Origin of the sequence: Myroides marinus, from assembly GCF_900109075.1 — a bacterium.
Taxonomy (GTDB): Bacteria; Bacteroidota; Bacteroidia; order Flavobacteriales; family Flavobacteriaceae; genus Flavobacterium; species Flavobacterium marinum_A.
In genome coordinates, this window is record NZ_FNYS01000002.1 from 206993 (window position 1) to 225145 (window position 18153).

The 18153-nt window shown below is 35.0% G+C and carries 16 protein-coding genes; 5 read left to right on the plus strand and 11 right to left on the minus strand.

Going from position 1 to position 18153, the window contains the following annotated elements; genetic code table 11:
* Window positions 1–21: 21 nt before the first annotated feature.
* Window positions 22–699 carry a hypothetical protein gene (locus BMX53_RS03300; protein ID WP_074744653.1) on the plus strand — a complete coding sequence of 226 codons (678 nt, stop codon included), beginning with the start codon at window positions 22–24 and terminating at the stop codon, window positions 697–699.
* A 92-nt stretch (window positions 700–791) separates the two neighbouring features.
* On the opposite strand, the gene BMX53_RS03305 is transcribed toward BMX53_RS03300, so the two are convergent.
* From BMX53_RS03305 to radA, 5 genes are all read right to left on the minus strand, one after another.
* Window positions 792–1592: a M48 family metallopeptidase gene (locus BMX53_RS03305; protein WP_074744655.1), complete on the minus strand. Its 801-nt coding sequence runs from the start codon at window positions 1590–1592 to the stop codon at window positions 792–794.
* 256 nt (window positions 1593–1848) lie between these two features.
* Window positions 1849–3594, minus strand: coding sequence for an alkaline phosphatase D family protein (locus BMX53_RS03310; protein ID WP_074744657.1), 1746 nt, complete (start codon window positions 3592–3594; stop codon window positions 1849–1851).
* An 89-nt stretch (window positions 3595–3683) separates the two neighbouring features.
* Complete coding sequence (locus tag BMX53_RS03315; RefSeq protein ID WP_038987262.1) at window positions 3684–4205, minus strand: DUF421 domain-containing protein; 522 nt, start codon at window positions 4203–4205, stop codon at window positions 3684–3686.
* 662 nt (window positions 4206–4867) lie between these two features.
* Window positions 4868–6517, minus strand: a complete 1650-nt coding sequence (locus BMX53_RS03320; protein WP_074744659.1) for a DUF4139 domain-containing protein — start codon at window positions 6515–6517, stop codon at window positions 4868–4870.
* A 17-nt stretch (window positions 6518–6534) separates the two neighbouring features.
* Window positions 6535–7905, minus strand: a complete 1371-nt coding sequence (gene radA / locus BMX53_RS03325) for a DNA repair protein RadA (RefSeq protein WP_074744661.1) — start codon at window positions 7903–7905, stop codon at window positions 6535–6537.
* A 190-nt stretch (window positions 7906–8095) separates the two neighbouring features.
* On the opposite strand from radA, the gene BMX53_RS03330 reads away from it, so the two are divergent.
* Entirely contained in the window at window positions 8096–8656 is a 561-nt protein-coding gene (locus tag BMX53_RS03330) for a hypothetical protein (RefSeq protein ID WP_074744663.1), read from the plus strand.
* A 64-nt stretch (window positions 8657–8720) separates the two neighbouring features.
* Here the strand turns inward: BMX53_RS03330 and BMX53_RS03335 are convergent, their stop codons facing one another.
* From BMX53_RS03335 to BMX53_RS03355, 5 genes are all read right to left on the minus strand, one after another.
* Entirely contained in the window at window positions 8721–9002 is a 282-nt protein-coding gene (locus BMX53_RS03335) for a F0F1 ATP synthase subunit delta/epsilon (RefSeq protein ID WP_038987258.1), read from the minus strand.
* 26 nt (window positions 9003–9028) lie between these two features.
* On the minus strand, window positions 9029–10540 hold the full coding sequence (gene atpD, locus BMX53_RS03340) for a F0F1 ATP synthase subunit beta (protein WP_038987257.1): 1512 nt from the start codon (window positions 10538–10540) through the stop codon (window positions 9029–9031).
* A 153-nt stretch (window positions 10541–10693) separates the two neighbouring features.
* Window positions 10694–12538 carry a glutamine--fructose-6-phosphate transaminase (isomerizing) gene (gene glmS, locus BMX53_RS03345; RefSeq protein WP_074744665.1) on the minus strand — a complete coding sequence of 615 codons (1845 nt, stop codon included), beginning with the start codon at window positions 12536–12538 and terminating at the stop codon, window positions 10694–10696.
* Between the two features lie 15 nt (window positions 12539–12553).
* Window positions 12554–14179, minus strand: coding sequence for a BamH family beta-barrel-assembly machinery protein (locus BMX53_RS03350; protein WP_074744667.1), 1626 nt, complete (start codon window positions 14177–14179; stop codon window positions 12554–12556).
* A gap of 51 nt (window positions 14180–14230) precedes the next feature.
* Complete coding sequence (locus tag BMX53_RS03355) at window positions 14231–15034, minus strand: glycogen/starch synthase (RefSeq protein ID WP_074744669.1); 804 nt, start codon at window positions 15032–15034, stop codon at window positions 14231–14233.
* 110 nt (window positions 15035–15144) lie between these two features.
* Here BMX53_RS03355 and panC point away from each other — a divergent pair, with 110 nt between their 5' ends.
* Genes panC through BMX53_RS03370 form a run of 3 tightly spaced genes read left to right on the plus strand, consistent with a single transcriptional unit; the run spans window position 15145 to window position 17329 of the window.
* Window positions 15145–15993, plus strand: coding sequence for a pantoate--beta-alanine ligase (panC, locus tag BMX53_RS03360; RefSeq protein WP_063176972.1), 849 nt, complete (start codon window positions 15145–15147; stop codon window positions 15991–15993).
* Window positions 15994–16005: 12 nt separating this feature from the next.
* A complete protein-coding gene (gene panD / locus BMX53_RS03365) occupies window positions 16006–16356 on the plus strand; it encodes an aspartate 1-decarboxylase (protein ID WP_038987252.1) in 351 nt (116 codons plus the stop codon).
* Window positions 16357–16363: 7 nt separating this feature from the next.
* Window positions 16364–17329: a lysylphosphatidylglycerol synthase transmembrane domain-containing protein gene (locus BMX53_RS03370; RefSeq protein WP_074744671.1), complete on the plus strand. Its 966-nt coding sequence runs from the start codon at window positions 16364–16366 to the stop codon at window positions 17327–17329.
* A 160-nt stretch (window positions 17330–17489) separates the two neighbouring features.
* On the opposite strand, the gene BMX53_RS03375 is transcribed toward BMX53_RS03370, so the two are convergent.
* Complete coding sequence (locus BMX53_RS03375; protein WP_063176970.1) at window positions 17490–17906, minus strand: CBS domain-containing protein; 417 nt, start codon at window positions 17904–17906, stop codon at window positions 17490–17492.
* Between the last annotated feature and the right edge of the window lie 247 nt (window positions 17907–18153).

Below are 18153 nucleotides of genomic sequence, written 5' to 3' on the forward strand. Positions count from 1 at the left end.
AACCTATAAGACATTTTAAAGATGGACGTGACTATTTATTTAAGTATTTATAAAGACAGGTTGAACACTGTACTATTCGAAATAGAGAACTGCTTCCCTTATTTTTGGATATGTCTATTAGACCTTGAATTGATAGCAAATAAGGAATCGGATTGGTTAGAACCTGCTACCTATCTAGATGCCAATCTAAAAGAAGATGAAGTTAGTCTGATCAATCATGACATTCTCATCACCAAAGAAAAATTACTAACTAACTCCGCTAAACACAAACCTTTTATAGCAGAATACTATCCTACTGCACTCCCGTTATTTACTGACTTTGTCACTAACCTTACTCAGCATCTCTACGAAGGAGCTGTCATCCGCCTAGATATACATGAGTACATATGGTGCTATAAGAACCAACAGGATTTTATCACTGAAATGACTAATGAAGTAAAAGCATTAGAATATCTTTTCTACACTGAAACAAGATTTCTCATCCTTACAGAACTCATCTATACAGGTACAGGGATACCGACTGAGTATAATGAAGCTTTCGAAGACCTACTGTCCTATCAGAATGCAAATACAATTGATTGGGAAGATAACGAAATTACAGAACCCGAAAGATCTACACAGAATACACGTCTTAAAACGATACTCCTCTGTTCTATAATCATGCTCATAGCTATTATACTATCCATGATGATAAACTAAAGAGTTCCTTTAATACTCACTATCTAACATCGCTATAAACTAAAAAAGTCACCTCTTTGCAGAGGTGACTTCTTGTATTCTATACGCTTAGGTTATTTTTTCTTAGCGTCTTTTTTAATTTTTTCTTCTACGCGTTTAGCACGTTTTTCACTGTCTGGGTGGCTTGAGAACATTTTAGATCCCATAGACTTATCAGCTCCATACTCTTTTTCCATATCAGCAAATTTCTTAAATCCATCTGCTAAAGCTTGAGGATTTTTACCATTAGCTACTAAGAATTTATAAGAGTAATCATCTGAATCAGACTCTTGAGATTGAGAGAATTGAGCTCCAGTTAATTTCTCAGCCATTCCTCCTAAGTTAGACTTCATTAAATCTCCAACAGTTCCTTGAGTAGAACCAGCAAACTGCACAGCAGCCTCAGTGATTAATGTTTGTCTGTACGCTTTTTTAGAGTGCTCTAACTTAACGTGTCCAATCTCGTGTCCGATGATTCCCAATAACTCATCATCAGTCATAATGTCCATCAATGAAGAGAACACACGTACACTACCATCAGGACATGCGAATGCGTTAACATCAGTCACATAGTACACTTTGTAGTTTAAATTAAGTCCATCGTAGTTCTTGTATGGCCCGAAGATACGCTCTAGACGTTCAGCATATGCTTTCTTCTTAGGATCTTTATCCTTAACTGAACATACAGGGTTATGCTCATCCATCCACTTCACAGATGCAGCTGCTGACTGAGCGATATCCTCATCAGATACTGTAAATGCAGAAACAGCTTTTAGACCAGCTTCGATTTTCTTTGGATTTAATTTACCAAATTGTGCGTTAGCGGTTCCGATTGCGAAACACACTAAACATGCAGATAATAAAACTTTTTTCATAATAATTATACTTACTTTCTTACACAAATGTACTCCATTATTTCAAATCCTCTAAACATCTATAAACAATTCATAATCAATCAACAAAAACACATGAATCACTAAATTTCACGCCTAAAAGACTGCAAATCAAACCATATTAGTTAATATCCAATCAATTCTCCTCTTAACTATTACGAAATCAACTACCTATATTCTTTATAACAAAAAAGAGAGCCATAATGACCCTCTTAGAACAAAAACACAACAACAAAACTTATATTACAACTGTCTTTTTAGTCTGTGTGCTATAGCTAGCACTAGTTATAGTATCAACATATCTCCACTCTGCCTTAGCCCCAGCAGAAGTATAGTCAACATATAAATACCCTCTATCAGATAAATTGACATATTCTAGTTCATCTATTAACATTGGCATTACCTGTTCTAGTTGTCTTGCCTGAGACATATCATTAGAAAGTCCTAAGTAAGTCTCCATCCCTGGTGAACTAATAGAACTAGTCGCCAACTCATAACCTACTACTTCTCCTGTCTGAGTCTTCATCTGACTATACCATGCGTTATGTGTATCTCCTGCCAATGTCATTACTTTTTTGCCTTTACATAGGCTGTATAACTTCTCGCGTTCCACTGCATATCCATCCCAAGCATCTAAGTTATATGGTAGTACAGTCGTTATTCTCGCTTTTTCTGCTGAAGTTAAAGTAGGATCACCCTTTAGCATTCTAGTTTTGATTACTACTAATTCACTGATAGCCTTCTGAAGAGCTCCTAACGAAGCTGCTGATGCGCTACCTGTCTTCTCTATCTCAGCCATAATCTGATTAACAATCATCAGAAATTCTGCAGGCACTAACATCTTAGCCATTAAGACTTGTTGTCCTAATACTTGCCAAGAAGCTTTACTATTATTCATTTGTCCTGCTAACCACCCTAGTTGTTCTTGTCCCATAAGTTGGCGATTAGGGTTCATATACGCTTGCATAAAGCCATTAGTATCAAAGCCTTCTTTAGTAAAATAGTCATTATAACTCAACTGCTTATCTCTAGCGATAACACGAGTATCTAACATGTGAAGTGATAAGATATTACCGAAGTCAAAGCTTCTATAGATTCGAGTATCTTTCCCCGTTTTTAATGGAATAAACTCGCTGTATGCCTGAAGTGCAGCACGCTTTCTAACCTCAAAGCTACCTTCTGTTTCTGGTTGATGGTTCTCAGCACCATCCTTATATGTATCATTTGCTATTTCGTGATCATCCCATACACATATAAAAGGTTTTTTCTGATGTGCCAACTGCAGATTAACATCACTGCGATACTGTCTATATCGCTCTCTATAGTCATCTAGACTTATTATCTCTTTATTCGGTTTATGTGCCCTGTTTAACAATGCTGTACTGGCATTAGTACCATATTGACCAGGTGCATATTCATAGATATAATCTCCTAGATGGATAATCACATCTGCATCAGACTTAGCCATCTCAGCATATACATTAAACAATCCTGCTGGATAGTTAGAACACGATGCTACAGCTAGCTTCACATTAGACACATTATCTGTATAGGCTGGTAGTGTGATAGTCTCCCCTATCACTGAAGTATCTTTAGAAGATTTATTAAAGAATCTGTAGTAAAACTTGCTATTAGATGGCAACCCTTGTACCTCTATAGCTAATGTATTATCGGTAGCAGATTGAATCAGTACAGCACCCTGACGCACCACATCCTTAAACGCAATATCTCGTGCTACTTGCCAATTAACTTCTACATCAGCCTTAGCATAACGAGACCAGATAATAACACTAGTAGCAGTAGGGTCAAAACTAGCTACTCCATAATCAAAGTTGCGAATGTTTAAATCACCTATTTGTTCATTAGTAGAGTTATTATTATCATCGTTAGAGCAACTAATGATAACTGGTGCCAAGAATATACTGCTTGAAGCTAACAGAGAAGAACGCAAGAAGTTTCTTCTGTTTAATTGTGGTTGTTTCATAATACTTACTTTTATTACAAAACAACTCTTATGGTATTATTAGAGAATTAAAACCAGGTTAACAATGCGTAACGTTTAATCTAGCAATGTTAATTTATATCACTATTATCTCCTAACGGTTTTATCTTTCTGTTGTGAAATGTCTCTTTGTAGTTTCCTTTACTATCCTTAGCGATTATACTGATGCTACCATTAATCTCTAAGGTAGCTAACTTCACCTGCTTAAAATACTCTACTCCATGCTCATGCATTGCCTCAGTAAGCTCCTCAGATGTTATTCCTAGTTGAGTCGCCTTAGCGAAGTCTACCACCCCATGCTGTATTATCACCTCTGGTTTTTGTTGTAATAACCTATTGACAAATTTATTGCGAGCGATCAGACGCTTCATCCCATAGTTTAACGAAAACAAAATAAACGCAGCCAAAATACCACCTTCTAAGCTCGTATTAGGACCCACCATAGCATTCTGTACCGAATTACTAATTAAGAGCATTAAAACAACGTCAAACGTGTTTAATTGAGATAATTGCTTCTTACCGAAGACACGCATCGCTATAATCATAAACAGATATACAACTACACTTCTCAATACAATATCTAAATACTCCATAATCAATTGTTTTTAGCTTAATAATCAATAGCAAAAGTAGAGCCATAACATCACTACTGATAAAGATATAACTAAAAAGCTATATCTCTCAGATTGCAATACACTAATCCAGATCTCACATTATGAATTAGCCTGCTCTAAATTCCCTACTCTTATTCTCAACCCATATTAAAATCTGCTTTAATAGTAAACTCATCGCTATAATATACTATCCTACTTCGTTAATCCATACATCATACAATTGAGAAATTAAAAAACATGATCAACAACAATACTTCTATTGACGACCACATAAGACAAATTTAGGCTCTTGTAGAAATACCAAAGAAGGCTTAAAAAAGGTCATTCCCCGCTTCCATTTCTCTTTATAATAAGTTGTACTTTTTACCTAGTGCTAGTACAATGCAAGTATAGTGTAAGTATAGTGCAAGTACCAAAACAGCATAAAATGGTACTAAAACTATACTAGCATTATGATAAAAGTATACTTACATAACTAATCGAACCTTAAACATCAAACAACGATTCGCTTAAGCAACTATTGGTTGTCTAATCATACTTCTGCAAACAAAAAAAGGGAAGCACAAAATGCTTCCCTTCTTTATCTTATAAGACAGATACTTCTTAAAAATACTGTCTATAAAACTATCTAGGCAATCTATTTACAAATTAAGATTTTGGCTCTTATCAGATCTCACTTGATACCCAAAACGAAGTGTCTTAGTCTCATTTGCTTTTAGCTTAAGATCCCATTTCACCAATCCTTTTTCAGTATCTACAACACCAGAAGATGTATCTGTTAATTCAATTTCTATACTTGTATTATTACTTAGAGGATATTGATCTTCCACCTGTATCACTACTTGTTCTGATTTATTATTGCGAACAGTAATATCATAAACGAAGTTTTGAGTCTTCTTAGATGATAATACCTTCGTACCAGACTTATCTTTCATCAGCGTGCGAGTTACAGTTACTTTAGGATCTTTACCCATATTTAACTTCATCTCTTCCTCTGTATTCGCAGGGTTAAGAATAGTTTTACCCACATATACTCCGTCAAATATCACATTAGCCTCTCCTGCTAATAAATTATAGTTCCCATAATCAGTGATAGTAGCAACTAAATAAGCATTTAGATCTAGCTTAGGAGCAACGTAATACTTGTACTCTGCTGGAATACTAAAGTCATTTAACGATACACTATGAGACTTCCCATTAGATAATATCGTATAAGGAATACTGATATCAAATGATACGTTAAGTTGAGATTCATTTACTTGTGTATAGCTACTCACACTCTTCGTTTCATAAACTACAGATTTATCTGCCTTAGCATAGTCCTTAGTTTCATAGCTATCTGACACGTCCAACATAGCTGAAGGACTGATTTTCTTTACACCTATACCTACCCCTTTACCATACTGCCCATAAGTTGCATTAGATCTATAGTCTAAAAACCACGTTCTCCAAGTAGGGATAACATTACTCTGATTAGCTACACCACTAGTCAAGCTAAGATTCACTCCTCTCCAGTCAATACCTGAATACTGTTTCACATCTGCTTTATACACTACTTTAACTGGCGAGTTAATCTTATCTACTCTTAAGTCATAGAACGGCTTCCAAGACGCAGATTGAGTAAGATATTTAATCTGAAAAGGTACATCTCCTTCTTTATCATTCATCACTTGTATGATAAGCTTTCCTTTACTTGACTTCTCGTCTTTACCTTCGTTAAATGCAAGTTTACTTTCTAAGTTAGAAAGCTTTATTTCTAAGATCTCTTTCTTCTCTGTTAGCTTGTCAACTTCTGTAACTAATTGTAATCTCTTTGTTTTATAATAATCAACCATCTTCATTACTTCAGCAGTAGTCGTACCATTCTCCCCTCCTACATTCTGGTTCTTATCTAATAGATCTATAGTTTTATTTTCTACGTTTAAAGCATTGCTTAATTTCTTAATCTCAGCTTTAATTAATTTGATACTATCCTTTACAGGTTTAATCAATGGGGAATCTACTGCGCTATCATATTCCTCTACATAACGATTACTATACTGAATAGACATCACTGTCACATCACTGATAGATCCTATCTGTATAGAGCTCTCATTTAAATAATCAGCTACGTTAGTAATTACAAGTTCAGAAGTTCCTTTTGGTAACTTCACTTTTGCTTTATGTGTTAGTTCAGCACTGTTAAAGTAAACGCGAGCACTCTCTAAACTAGCTTGTGTAAACACGGGCTTCTGCCCCCAAGTCACAACTGAACACAAAGCTAAAGCAACAATTGTTAGGTTCTTTTTCATAGTTTTCAATTTTTAAATTAACCAAAGAGGTATTCTACTACATCTTCGATTTTAGTCACTAGTATCACTTTAATGGCAGAACTGTTATGACTAATCTTATTATACTTAGATACAAAGATTGTTGAGAATCCAAGCTTCTCTGCTTCTTGTATGCGTTGATCTACACGATTAACAGGTCTAATCTCTCCAGACAATCCTACTTCACCTGCAAAAGCAAAGTCTTTACCTATTGAGACATCTTGATCTGAAGAAAGAATAGCCGCTACCACTCCCAAGTCAATAGCTGGGTCATCTACTGAGATACCTCCTGTGATATTCAAGAAAACGTCTTTCTGTCCTAATCTAAATCCAGCTCTTTTTTCTAATACAGCCAATATCATATTAAGTCTCTTCAGATTATACCCTGTGGCACTGCGCTGAGGAGTACCATATACTGCTGTACTAACTAAAGCCTGTACCTCTACCATCAGTGGTCTCATCCCTTCTAAAGTTGCAGCAATAGCTGTACCTGATAGTTCTTCTTCTTTATGCGAAATTAATATCTCTGATGGATTAGATACTTCCCTAAGCCCACTGCCTTGCATCTCATATATACCAAGTTCTGCTGTAGAACCAAAACGGTTCTTATTCGCTCTTAGTATACGATAGACGTGATTGCGATCACCCTCAAACTGAAGCACAGTGTCTACCATATGCTCTAACATCTTAGGTCCTGCAATACTTCCATCTTTAGTAATATGTCCAATAATCAATACGGGGGTACCTGTCTCTTTAGCGAACTTAGTAAGCTCTGCTGTACATTCCTTAATCTGGGAAACAGTACCTGCAGATGATTCGATATATTCGGTATGTAGTGTTTGAATAGAGTCAATAATTAATACATCAGGTTGTATCTCTTCTATCTGACGGAAGATGTTCTGTGTATTCGTCTCCGTTAGGATATAACAGTTATCATTAGCAGGGTTAATACGCTCAGCACGCATCTTAATTTGCTTCTGACTTTCCTCACCAGACACATAAAGTGTCTTAAATGGCAATCTCAGAGAGATCTGTAGTAGTAAGGTACTCTTACCAATACCTGGTTCACCACCAAGCAATACCATAGACCCAGGCACAAGACCTCCTCCTAATACACGATTAAGTTCTCCATCCATCGTATTCATACGGATCTCAGCAGTACTGTCAATATCACGAACCTTTAAAGGTTTGGCTACTGTCTTTACAACACTTGCAGAACTACTAACTGCTTTCCATGCAGTCTTTTCTTCCTTCTGAATAACCTCTTCTACTAGTGTATTCCACTCTTTACATGCATTGCACTGTCCTTGCCATTTAGCATACTGCGTACCGCAACTCTGACAGAAAAAAGCTGTTTTTACCTTTGCCATTAGATATACTATTTAAATCTACATACGAAGATACGATGTTATGATTAGACAAGAAAACATCAGAAAAAGTATTATTAGAAAGGAATAGGTACTATAAATCGTAACACTAATCAAATAAGCAATTAAAGATATAATCCGAACAATTAAATAATAATTATATTTACTTATACATAAAAACACTTAAATAAATATGAAAAAGACACTTTGTTGTGCTATACTTGCGATTACAGCCTTAGGTATAACAATTGTACACGCACAAGAAAAACCACTAGAGAAGCACTTTGAAGCAGGAGTACACTTACTAGGAGTAGGAATAAGCTATGAATATCCTATTATAGATCAATTGACAGTACTAGGTAAAGCTCAATATCAAATGGGCATCTTTGGGAACTCTGACTATGTTGATTACATAGCTTCACTCTCATTAGGAATAGAATCAAGATACTACTACAATTACAACAAAAGAGTTCAAAAGGGCAAAAATGTTAAACACAATGCTGCTAATTTCTTTTCTCTAGGCTTTGATTATATGCCAGACCTATTAACAAGCACGAGTTCATCAGATAACATTAAAGTCGAAAAATCATCTCACTTATCGCCAATGTGGAATATTAGAAGAAACATTGGTCAATCAAACTTCAACTACGAAGCAGGTATAGGTTTAGATTTTTATAAAATACACTATAACAATGCCCCAACAGAGAATAGAACAGGGCCAGCTATAAGGCTATCTATAGGCTACAACTTTTAAAATACATTAAACAAAAAAGACCTACTCAATGAGTAGGTCTTTTTTAATATTTATAATCAGCTAATTAGTTAGCTAATATAATAATCTTATTATCGCTTAATTCGATAGTACCAAGATTGATAGGTAAATGATAAGTATCATTACTTACTTTCTCGAATTTAGAACTAAACTCTGGTGCAATAGAAATGTTTTGCCCTGTAAACTTTACATTCCCTTTTGTTAGGATAGAAACAATAGGAGCGTGATTATTTAACATCTGAAACTCTCCATTTGCTCCTGGAACCGATACTGAAGTAACTTCTCCAGAAAATAAAGTAGCCTCAGGTGATACAATTTCTAATCTCATGTTGATCTCTTTAAATATTAATTAGATTATATTTCTGCTAACATTTTCTCTCCAGCTGCAATCGCTTCTTCGATTGAACCTTTTAAGTTGAAAGCTGCTTCTGGTAAGTGGTCTAACTCACCATCGATAATCATATTAAATCCTTTGATAGTATCTTTAATATCAACTAATACACCTGGGATACCAGTAAACTGCTCCGCAACGTGGAATGGTTGAGATAAGAAACGTTGAACACGACGAGCTCTGTATACAGCTTGTTTATCTTCTTCAGATAACTCTTCCATACCTAAGATCGCGATGATATCTTGTAATTGTTTGTATTTCTGTAAAATCTCTTTTACTCTTTGAGCACAAGCATAGTGATCTTTTCCTAAGATCTCTGGTGTTAAGATACGAGAAGAAGACTCTAATGGATCCACTGCAGGATAAATACCTAACTCAGCAATCTTACGAGATAATACTGTAGTAGCATCTAAGTGAGCAAACGTTGTTGCTGGTGCAGGGTCAGTTAAGTCATCCGCAGGAACGTAAACCGCCTGTACAGAAGTAATAGATCCTTTTTTAGTAGAAGTAATACGCTCTTGCATAGCTCCCATCTCAGTAGCTAATGTTGGTTGGTATCCTACTGCAGAAGGCATACGACCTAATAATGCAGATACCTCAGAACCAGCTTGAGTAAAACGGAAGATATTATCAACGAAGAATAATACGTCTTTACCTTGATCATCTCCAGCTCCATCACGGAAGAACTCAGCGATTGTTAATCCTGATAACGCAACACGAGCACGTGCTCCTGGTGGCTCATTCATCTGTCCGAATACGAAAGTAGCTTTCGATTCTTTCATTCCTGGACGATCAACTTTTGATAAATCCCATCCTCCATTTTCCATAGAGTGCATGAAATCATCACCATATTTAATAATACCTGACTCTAACATCTCACGTAGTAAGTCGTTACCCTCACGAGTACGCTCACCAACTCCAGCGAATACTGAAAGTCCTCCGTGTCCTTTAGCGATATTGTTAATTAATTCTTGAATTAATACTGTTTTACCAACTCCAGCACCTCCGAATAAACCAATTTTACCTCCTTTTGCGTAAGGCTCAATTAAGTCGATTACTTTGATTCCTGTGAATAATACTTCAGTTGAAGTAGATAAATCTTCAAATTTTGGAGCTGAACGGTGGATTGGTAAACCATTAGTACCTTCTTTAGGTAAGTTTCCAAGACCGTCAATAGCGTCTCCTACTACATTAAACAATCTACCAAATACATCTTTTCCAATTGGAACTTGTATAGGTGCTCCAGTAGAAGAAACTTCATATCCTCTACTTAAACCGTCTGTAGAGTCCATTGAAATTGTTCTTACTGTATCTTCTCCAATGTGAGATTGTACCTCTAGGATTAATTTCGTACCATTTGGTTTTGTGATTTCTAATGAATCATAAATCTTTGGAAGCTCGGCATTTGCAGTGTTGAATACTACGTCAACTACTGGTCCGATAACTTGCGCAACTTTTCCTGTAACTTTAGACATTGCTTATGTATTTATTTAACAGCTATTTACGTTTATCGAAAAATTCTACTTTTTCAGAGTGCAAAGATAGTTTTTTTCTCTGAATATTAAAAAGTTTGAAATTTTATTTTACACAAAAAAAAGCGAGCCTAAAAAAGGCTCACTTTCTTATTATTATTCAACCGTTACTGACTTAGCTAAGTTTCTCGGTTGGTCAACATTACATTCTCTTAAAACAGCGATGTGGTAAGATAATAATTGTAATGGGATTGTCGTTAATATCGGAGTTAAAGCCTCAGAAATACCAGGTACTTCGATAACGTGGTCAGCAAGTTCTCTAACTTGTTTATCCCCTTTAGTTACCACAGCAATAATTTTTCCGTTTCTTGCTTTAATCTCTTGAATGTTGCTCACTACCTTATCATAGTGATCTTGACTTGGTGCAATCACAATCACAGGCATATGCTCATCGATTAATGCGATTGGACCGTGTTTCATTTCAGCAGCTGGATATCCTTCTGCATGGATATAAGAAATCTCTTTTAATTTAAGAGCTCCTTCTAATGCCACTGGATAGTTATACCCTCTTCCTAAGTAAAGACAGTTTGTAGAATCTTTATAAACATTAGCAATGCTTAAAATCTCCTCATTTTGAGTTAATGCCTCTTCTACACGTTCTGGAACTAATTCTAATTCGTGTAAATATTTTAAATACTCAGAGTTTGCTAAAGTTCCTTTTGCCTTAGCTAATCTAAGAGCAATTAAAGTCAATACCGTAATTTGAGTTGTAAATGCTTTTGTAGATGCTACACCAATTTCAGGACCTGCATGTGTATAAGCACCTGCATGTGTCTCTCTAGAAATAGAAGAACCAACTACGTTACATACACCAAATACGAAAGCACCTTTTTCTTTAGCCAATTTAATAGCTGCTAATGTATCTGCAGTTTCTCCAGATTGAGAAATAGCAATTAATACATCACTAGAATCAATAATAGGGTTTCTATATCTAAACTCAGATGCATATTCTACCTCTACAGGTATTCTAGCGAACTCCTCGATTACATACTCAGCTACTAGCGCAGCATGCCATGAAGTACCACAAGCAGCAATAATAATTCTCTTAGCGTTTAAAAACTTATCGATATTATCCTCGATACCAGCCATTCTGATTAGACCCTGGTCAGCGATTAAACGTCCTCTAAAAGTATCTTTAATTACTTCTGGTTGTTCATATATTTCTTTAAGCATAAAATGGTCATAACCATTTTTCTCTATTTGTTCTAAGTTTAATTGCAACTCTTGAACATAGTGTGTTACTAAAGAGTCATCTTTAATCTTACGGATACGCAATGGCTTGTGTAATCTAATAATAGCCATCTCCTCATCTTCTAAATAAATAGCATTATTAGTATACTCAATAAAAGGAGAAGCATCAGAAGTAATGAAATATTCATTCTCTCCAATACCGATAGCTAATGGACTTCCTAATCTAGCAGCGATAATTTCGTCTGGCTTCTTGATATCCATTACGGCTATAGCATACGCACCTACAACTTGATTAAGTGCAATCTGTACAGCCTTACCTAATTTTACTCCTTGTGTTTTTTGAACATCTTCGATTAAGTTGATTAACACCTCAGTATCTGTATCAGACTTAAACGTATATCCTCTTTTGATTAATTCTTGTTTTAATGAATCGTAGTTCTCAATAATCCCATTGTGAATCAACACTAATTCTCCAGAATTAGAGAAGTGAGGGTGAGAGTTTACATCATTAGGAACACCGTGAGTAGCCCATCTAGTGTGCCCTATTCCTACAGTTCCTTTTTTTATTGCTTCTGTACTTTTTTCTTCTAAATCAACAACCTTTCCCTTTGTTTTACAAAGGTTAATCGTCTCTCCATCAAATATAGCAAGACCAGCAGAGTCATATCCTCTATACTCTAATCTTGTTAATCCCTTAATAATAACAGGAAACGCATCGCGATGCCCTATATATCCAACAATTCCACACATAGCTGTTACTTTTTATTACTTTTTAGCTTTTGTATAATAGATTTCTAACTTCATTTTTTTGCCTTCCGGAGCATTTGTACCATAAAGTGCTACACCTATTGGAGCACTCACAGAGAATGATGGAATGACAGTTACGTTAGTTGGGGTGTTAGTTATTTCTGTTTGTAGTTTTTGATTAGTATATCCTGCTACAGCAAAGTTATTTGCTACAGTAAGAGCTAATCTAGGACTTACAGTATTTTTACTCTTCAGTAAACCTCTAATGTGATCAGTGATTTTAAACTTATAGTAATATCCTTGTTTACCTTTTTCAGTATCCTCTTTTACGAATATACCATTATACCCTTGTTTGATATACTGAGCAGAACTTACTGCATCATTCGCAAAATCCGTTATAGCAATACTGTTATCGTAGTCATATAAATATAAACGCTCAGGAATAGGCTGCCCACTCATCTTTTCTTTATCTACAAAAATAGTTAGATAAGCATCATTTAGTAAACCTTCACTTTCTTTAATAGCTTTTAACTCTGCGAAATCATTATCTCTTAATAATTCGATAATAGCAATACTACCTTCTCCTCCTCTTAAAAGGATAGACTCATCACCTTGCATGGTATTAGCTTTAGCTACAGCCGATTGATACACAGCATCTTTTTGAGACTTATAAGTATTAACTGTAAATTTCTTAGATCCTAAGCTATTATTTCCAAAAGGAATACTGATTTCTTTTCTTTCATTCGTCACAGTTTCTTTACCATCTTTATCCTTAGTTGTAACATCATCATGATAAATAATTACCATTTTCCCTTTAGTTACATCTAAAAGACCCACAGAACCTGTTCCTCCATTAACCCCTTGATTAGTTTCAAAGTAAAGACCTTTAAACGCTTCGTTAAACCCACTTCCTGTAGTCAACTTAGATTTATTGTCTTTCATAAACTTAGTGAAATGTGCCTCATCTAGATCTAACCAAGCACCAGGAGTCAAACGCTCTTTTACTAAGTTCTCACCAGTTTTTGGATCCTTAATAGGAGCACCGTCTTTATCTTTTTTATAGATAACGATTTCTTTATTGTCGAAGAAGAAGCTTCTCTTTTTATTCAGAACATCTCCTACTTTATTCTGTTCGAAGTCACTATTCTTATTAGTAAAGAACTTAGAAGTACTACCATCACTTAGATCAACATCCATAAGATAGTATCCATTTTGATAAACCTTAAGATCTATCAATCCTTCACCATAAACGTTCTTTAATTTATACTTAGTCACCTTATCCTCTACTTTATCAAATTGAGAGTAATAAGGAATATACACATATACAGAATCTACTTTAACTTTATCCGTTATCTCACTAATAGTACTAGTTTGATTTACCAGTTGCAATACTAAGTTACTGCTAGTAGCACCGAATAAACCATTGTCTAAATACCCAAAAGGCACCTCGTTTAATCTACTTCCATCTACAACACCATAAGACTTATTATAAGCCTTCAAATCTTTAACTGTATGTGGAACAATCTCAAAAGCTCCTCCACCGATTAAATCATTTCCTGTTGATGTAAAATCACTTTCACAAGCTTGTAAGGCTACTAAGCCTACTACAAGAGATATTCCTTTTAATATTTTTTTATGGTTCATCTAGTCAATCCAATGTATATGGGTTATTACTATTCTATAGAGATGTAGTTATTAAAAAAACTTCTGATAAAATTCAGTATAAGCCTGAGCAAACTCATCTTTAGCTACGAAAGGTAAAAAAGGTTTTTCAGAAGACTCTATAAATTTTGTTAAATTTGAGCTTACCTCTTCAGAAGCAATGATCACCCCATCAGAATTTTTAATAGCATTTTTCATGATATTCTCATACGTAGGCTCTGTAAAATCACTTACAATATCCTCTGAGAAACCGTCAAATGCGATTTTTTCTTTCATAGTAGCATCAAGTACTCCTTCGAATCCTTCGCTAAAGATAGAAGTAACCACCTTCGTATCAGAGAAGATAGCTTCATCTTTATAATAATGTTTTAGGTATGTAGGCAGTAGTGACGCCATCCACCCTTGTACATGTATCACATCAGGCACCCAGTTAAGCTTCTTAACTGTCTCGATAACACCTTTAGTAAAGAATATCGCTCTCTCGTCATTATCAGGATATAACGTCCCGTCTTCATCCGAGAATGTAGATTTTCTTTTAAAGTACTCATCATTATCTATAAAGTAAACTTGAATTCGCTCTTTTGGGATAGAAGCTACTTTTATAATCAATGGCATATCCATGTCATTCACGACTAGATTCATACCAGACAGTCTAATAACTTCGTGTAATTGATGTCTTCTCTCATTTATACTACCATATCTAGGCATAAATATTCTTATCTGTCCACCTTGATCATTAATCATTTTTGGAGCATCATAAGACATTAATGAAACTTCGTTTTCTGCTAAATAAGGTACCACTTCAGATGATACATATAATATCCTCTTTTCTTTCATCTTCAATTATAATTTCTGTGTTTGAAATAAATAAACATTGCAAATTTACAAAAATTTATGCAGTTATTTTCTAAATAACTAATTTTGCCATTATTTTAAACACGAAGCTAATGTTTCTTTTTAGTACAAAAGCCGAATTACAAGCGTATTTAAAAACATTTCGCGATGCTAATAAGGCAATTGGTCTTGTACCAACAATGGGGGCCATTCATAACGGGCACCTCTCATTAATGGAACAATCTTTAAACGAAAATGAATGTACGGTAGTAAGTATTTTCGTAAATCCTACGCAATTTAATAATGCGGAAGATTTAGAAAAATACCCTCGTACTTTAGAAAGAGATAAGGAGATTATTAAGTCTCTTTCTGAACAAATTGTAATATTTGCACCATCAGTTGATGAAATTTATGGTGGAAATACTGTAGCCCAATCATTTGACTTTGATGGACTAGAAAACGAAATGGAAGGTGCTTCTCGCCCTGGCCATTTTGATGGAGTAGGAACTATCGTGGGTAAATTATTCGAACTTGTGTCACCTACCAAAGCTTATTTTGGAGAAAAAGACTTCCAACAGTTACAAATCATTCGCAAGATGGTACAGAAACTTCACATTCCTGTACAAGTAATTGGAGTTCCTATCTTTAGAGGAAGCGATGGTTTAGCGATGAGCTCGCGTAATGAGCGCGTATCTGCAGAAGGACTTCAAAAATCTACTTTCTTATACCAAGTCTTATTGAAAGCCAAGGAATTATTTAAAAGTGAAAGTATTTCTAAAGTTAATGCTTTTGTAGAGAATGAATTTAAAAATAATTCTAACTTTGAACTCGAATACTTCACTATCGCAGAAGAAGATTCTCTAAAAACAGCTACTGATAAAAAAGTAGACCATAAATACAGAGGATTCTTAGTAGCTCATATTGAAGGTGTTCGACTAATCGACAATTTATCTTTTAACTAAAACTCACGCGAAATGCAAGTTGAAGTAGTAAAATCAAAAATTCACCGAGTAACTGTAACTGGAGCAGACCTACACTACATCGGAAGTATTACGATTGACGAAGTTTTAATGGAAGCTTCTAACATCATAGAAGGCGAGAAAGTTTCGATTGTTAACATTAACAATGGAGAACGTTTTGAAACTTACGCTATCCCAGGTCCTCGTAACAGTGGAGAAATCTGCTTAAACGGTCCTGCTGCACGTAAAGTGCATAAAGGGGATATCATTATCATTATCACTTACGGTATTATGGACTTCGAAGAAGCTAAGTCATTTAAGCCTTCTATCGTATTCCCTAATGAAGAGACAAACACTTTAACATAGCCTCTTTTTGAAAAAAAATATCAGTAAATTAACTAATATACTACTCCCACTTTTGTTGGGAGTTTTTTTGGTTTATTATGCCTATAGTCAATTTACTGACCAACAGATTGAGGAGATGAAATCTCAATTTAGAGATGCGAATTACAATTATATTCTCATCTCCTCATTCTTTTCTTTACTGAGCCTTTGGGCACGCGCCTATAGATGGAAATATGCACTAAACTACATGGGGCACCCTGTCTCTACTTCTACTAATTTTATGGCCATTTCCATTGGTTATTTGCTCAATCTTACCGTACCTAGATCTGGAGAAGTATCACGAGCTATTGTATTACAGAAATACGAGAAAGTCCCTTTTGACAAAGGGTTTGGCTCTATAGTATCTGAGCGAGTAATAGATCTAATCTGTTTACTTATATGTGTATTAGCTGCATTATTATTACAGTATCAAGTACTAAAAGACTTCTTATTAGCTAAAGTACCCATAGAAAAACTAGCCATATTAGGTACTATAGCCTTAACAGGCTTCTTAGTAGTAGTCGCGATATTTTATTACAGTAAATGGAGAATTATTCTCTTTATTAAACAAAAAGTAAAAGGATTAACTGAAGGTGCTATCAGTATTTTTAAGATGCCACATCGAGCAGGATTTCTATTTCATACCTTCTTAATTTGGTTTGGATATATAGCCACCTTCTACTTTGGCACACATGCCCTAGCATCCACCAGTACACTGAGCTTCCCCATCGTTATGTCAGCATTCGTAGCAGGCAGTTTTGCTGTATCGTTTACTAATGGAGGTTTTGGAGCCTTTCCGCTTATTATTGCCGAGCTACTATCTCTATATGGTATATCCACAGTAGCAGGTACCGCATTTGGTTGGATATTATGGACTACACAGACTGCTATTGTAGTTGTATTAGGAGCACTCTCATTCTTAATACTTCCTCTTTATTACAACAATAAAAAGTAAATCAGCCTTCCATAAAAAACAAAAGTACTCATCTATGACTAGCAAAGATGAATACTTTCATACAAAACCTTTTTATTTACAATAGTGATAAACTGCGCTATGTTACCATTTATTATTTCTGCCTAAAAGGTTGTTTGTGGGGACTTAAAAAAAGTACAAATTAGTATTGTGCGATCAAGTAATTGATCATATCTGTTGTTGTTACTATTCCTTGTAGCTCATTGTCTTTATTCACTACAGGAAGAGAGTGGAACTGTTGTTTAGAGAATATCTCTGCCACGTCTTTAATACTCGTTTCATCCGTTACCACTATCGGATTCTTAGTCATTACATCAGTTAATTTATATGCATCATAGATAGCATCTAACGCATCCTTATCTAGATCTGACACTCCGTATCCGATCTTAAGGATATCATTACTACTCACTATTCCTACCACAGTCTCAGCTTCTACCACTGGAATGTGTCGAATATTGTATTCGATAAATAACTGATTTACTTCGCTCAATTTTTTGTTCGTAGGCACAGCTATAAGAGCTTTAGCCATAATTTGTGATACAGGAACTCTTTGTTTCATAGTGTTAGTTATTTTATTATGCTAGTACAAAGATTGTACATTGTAAATTCATAATACATGATAAAAAGCAGTTTTTAGTAAATAAAAATGTCATAAATTATATAACAACTCATTCAAAAACAATACTTTTTAATCACATAACTCGAATATAAAGGCACAAATACCTCAGCTCATACCTTATCATTCCTCAAAAAATAAAGATTGTTATAATTTATCTCAAAACACCTCAACATACGAACGCTCTTTT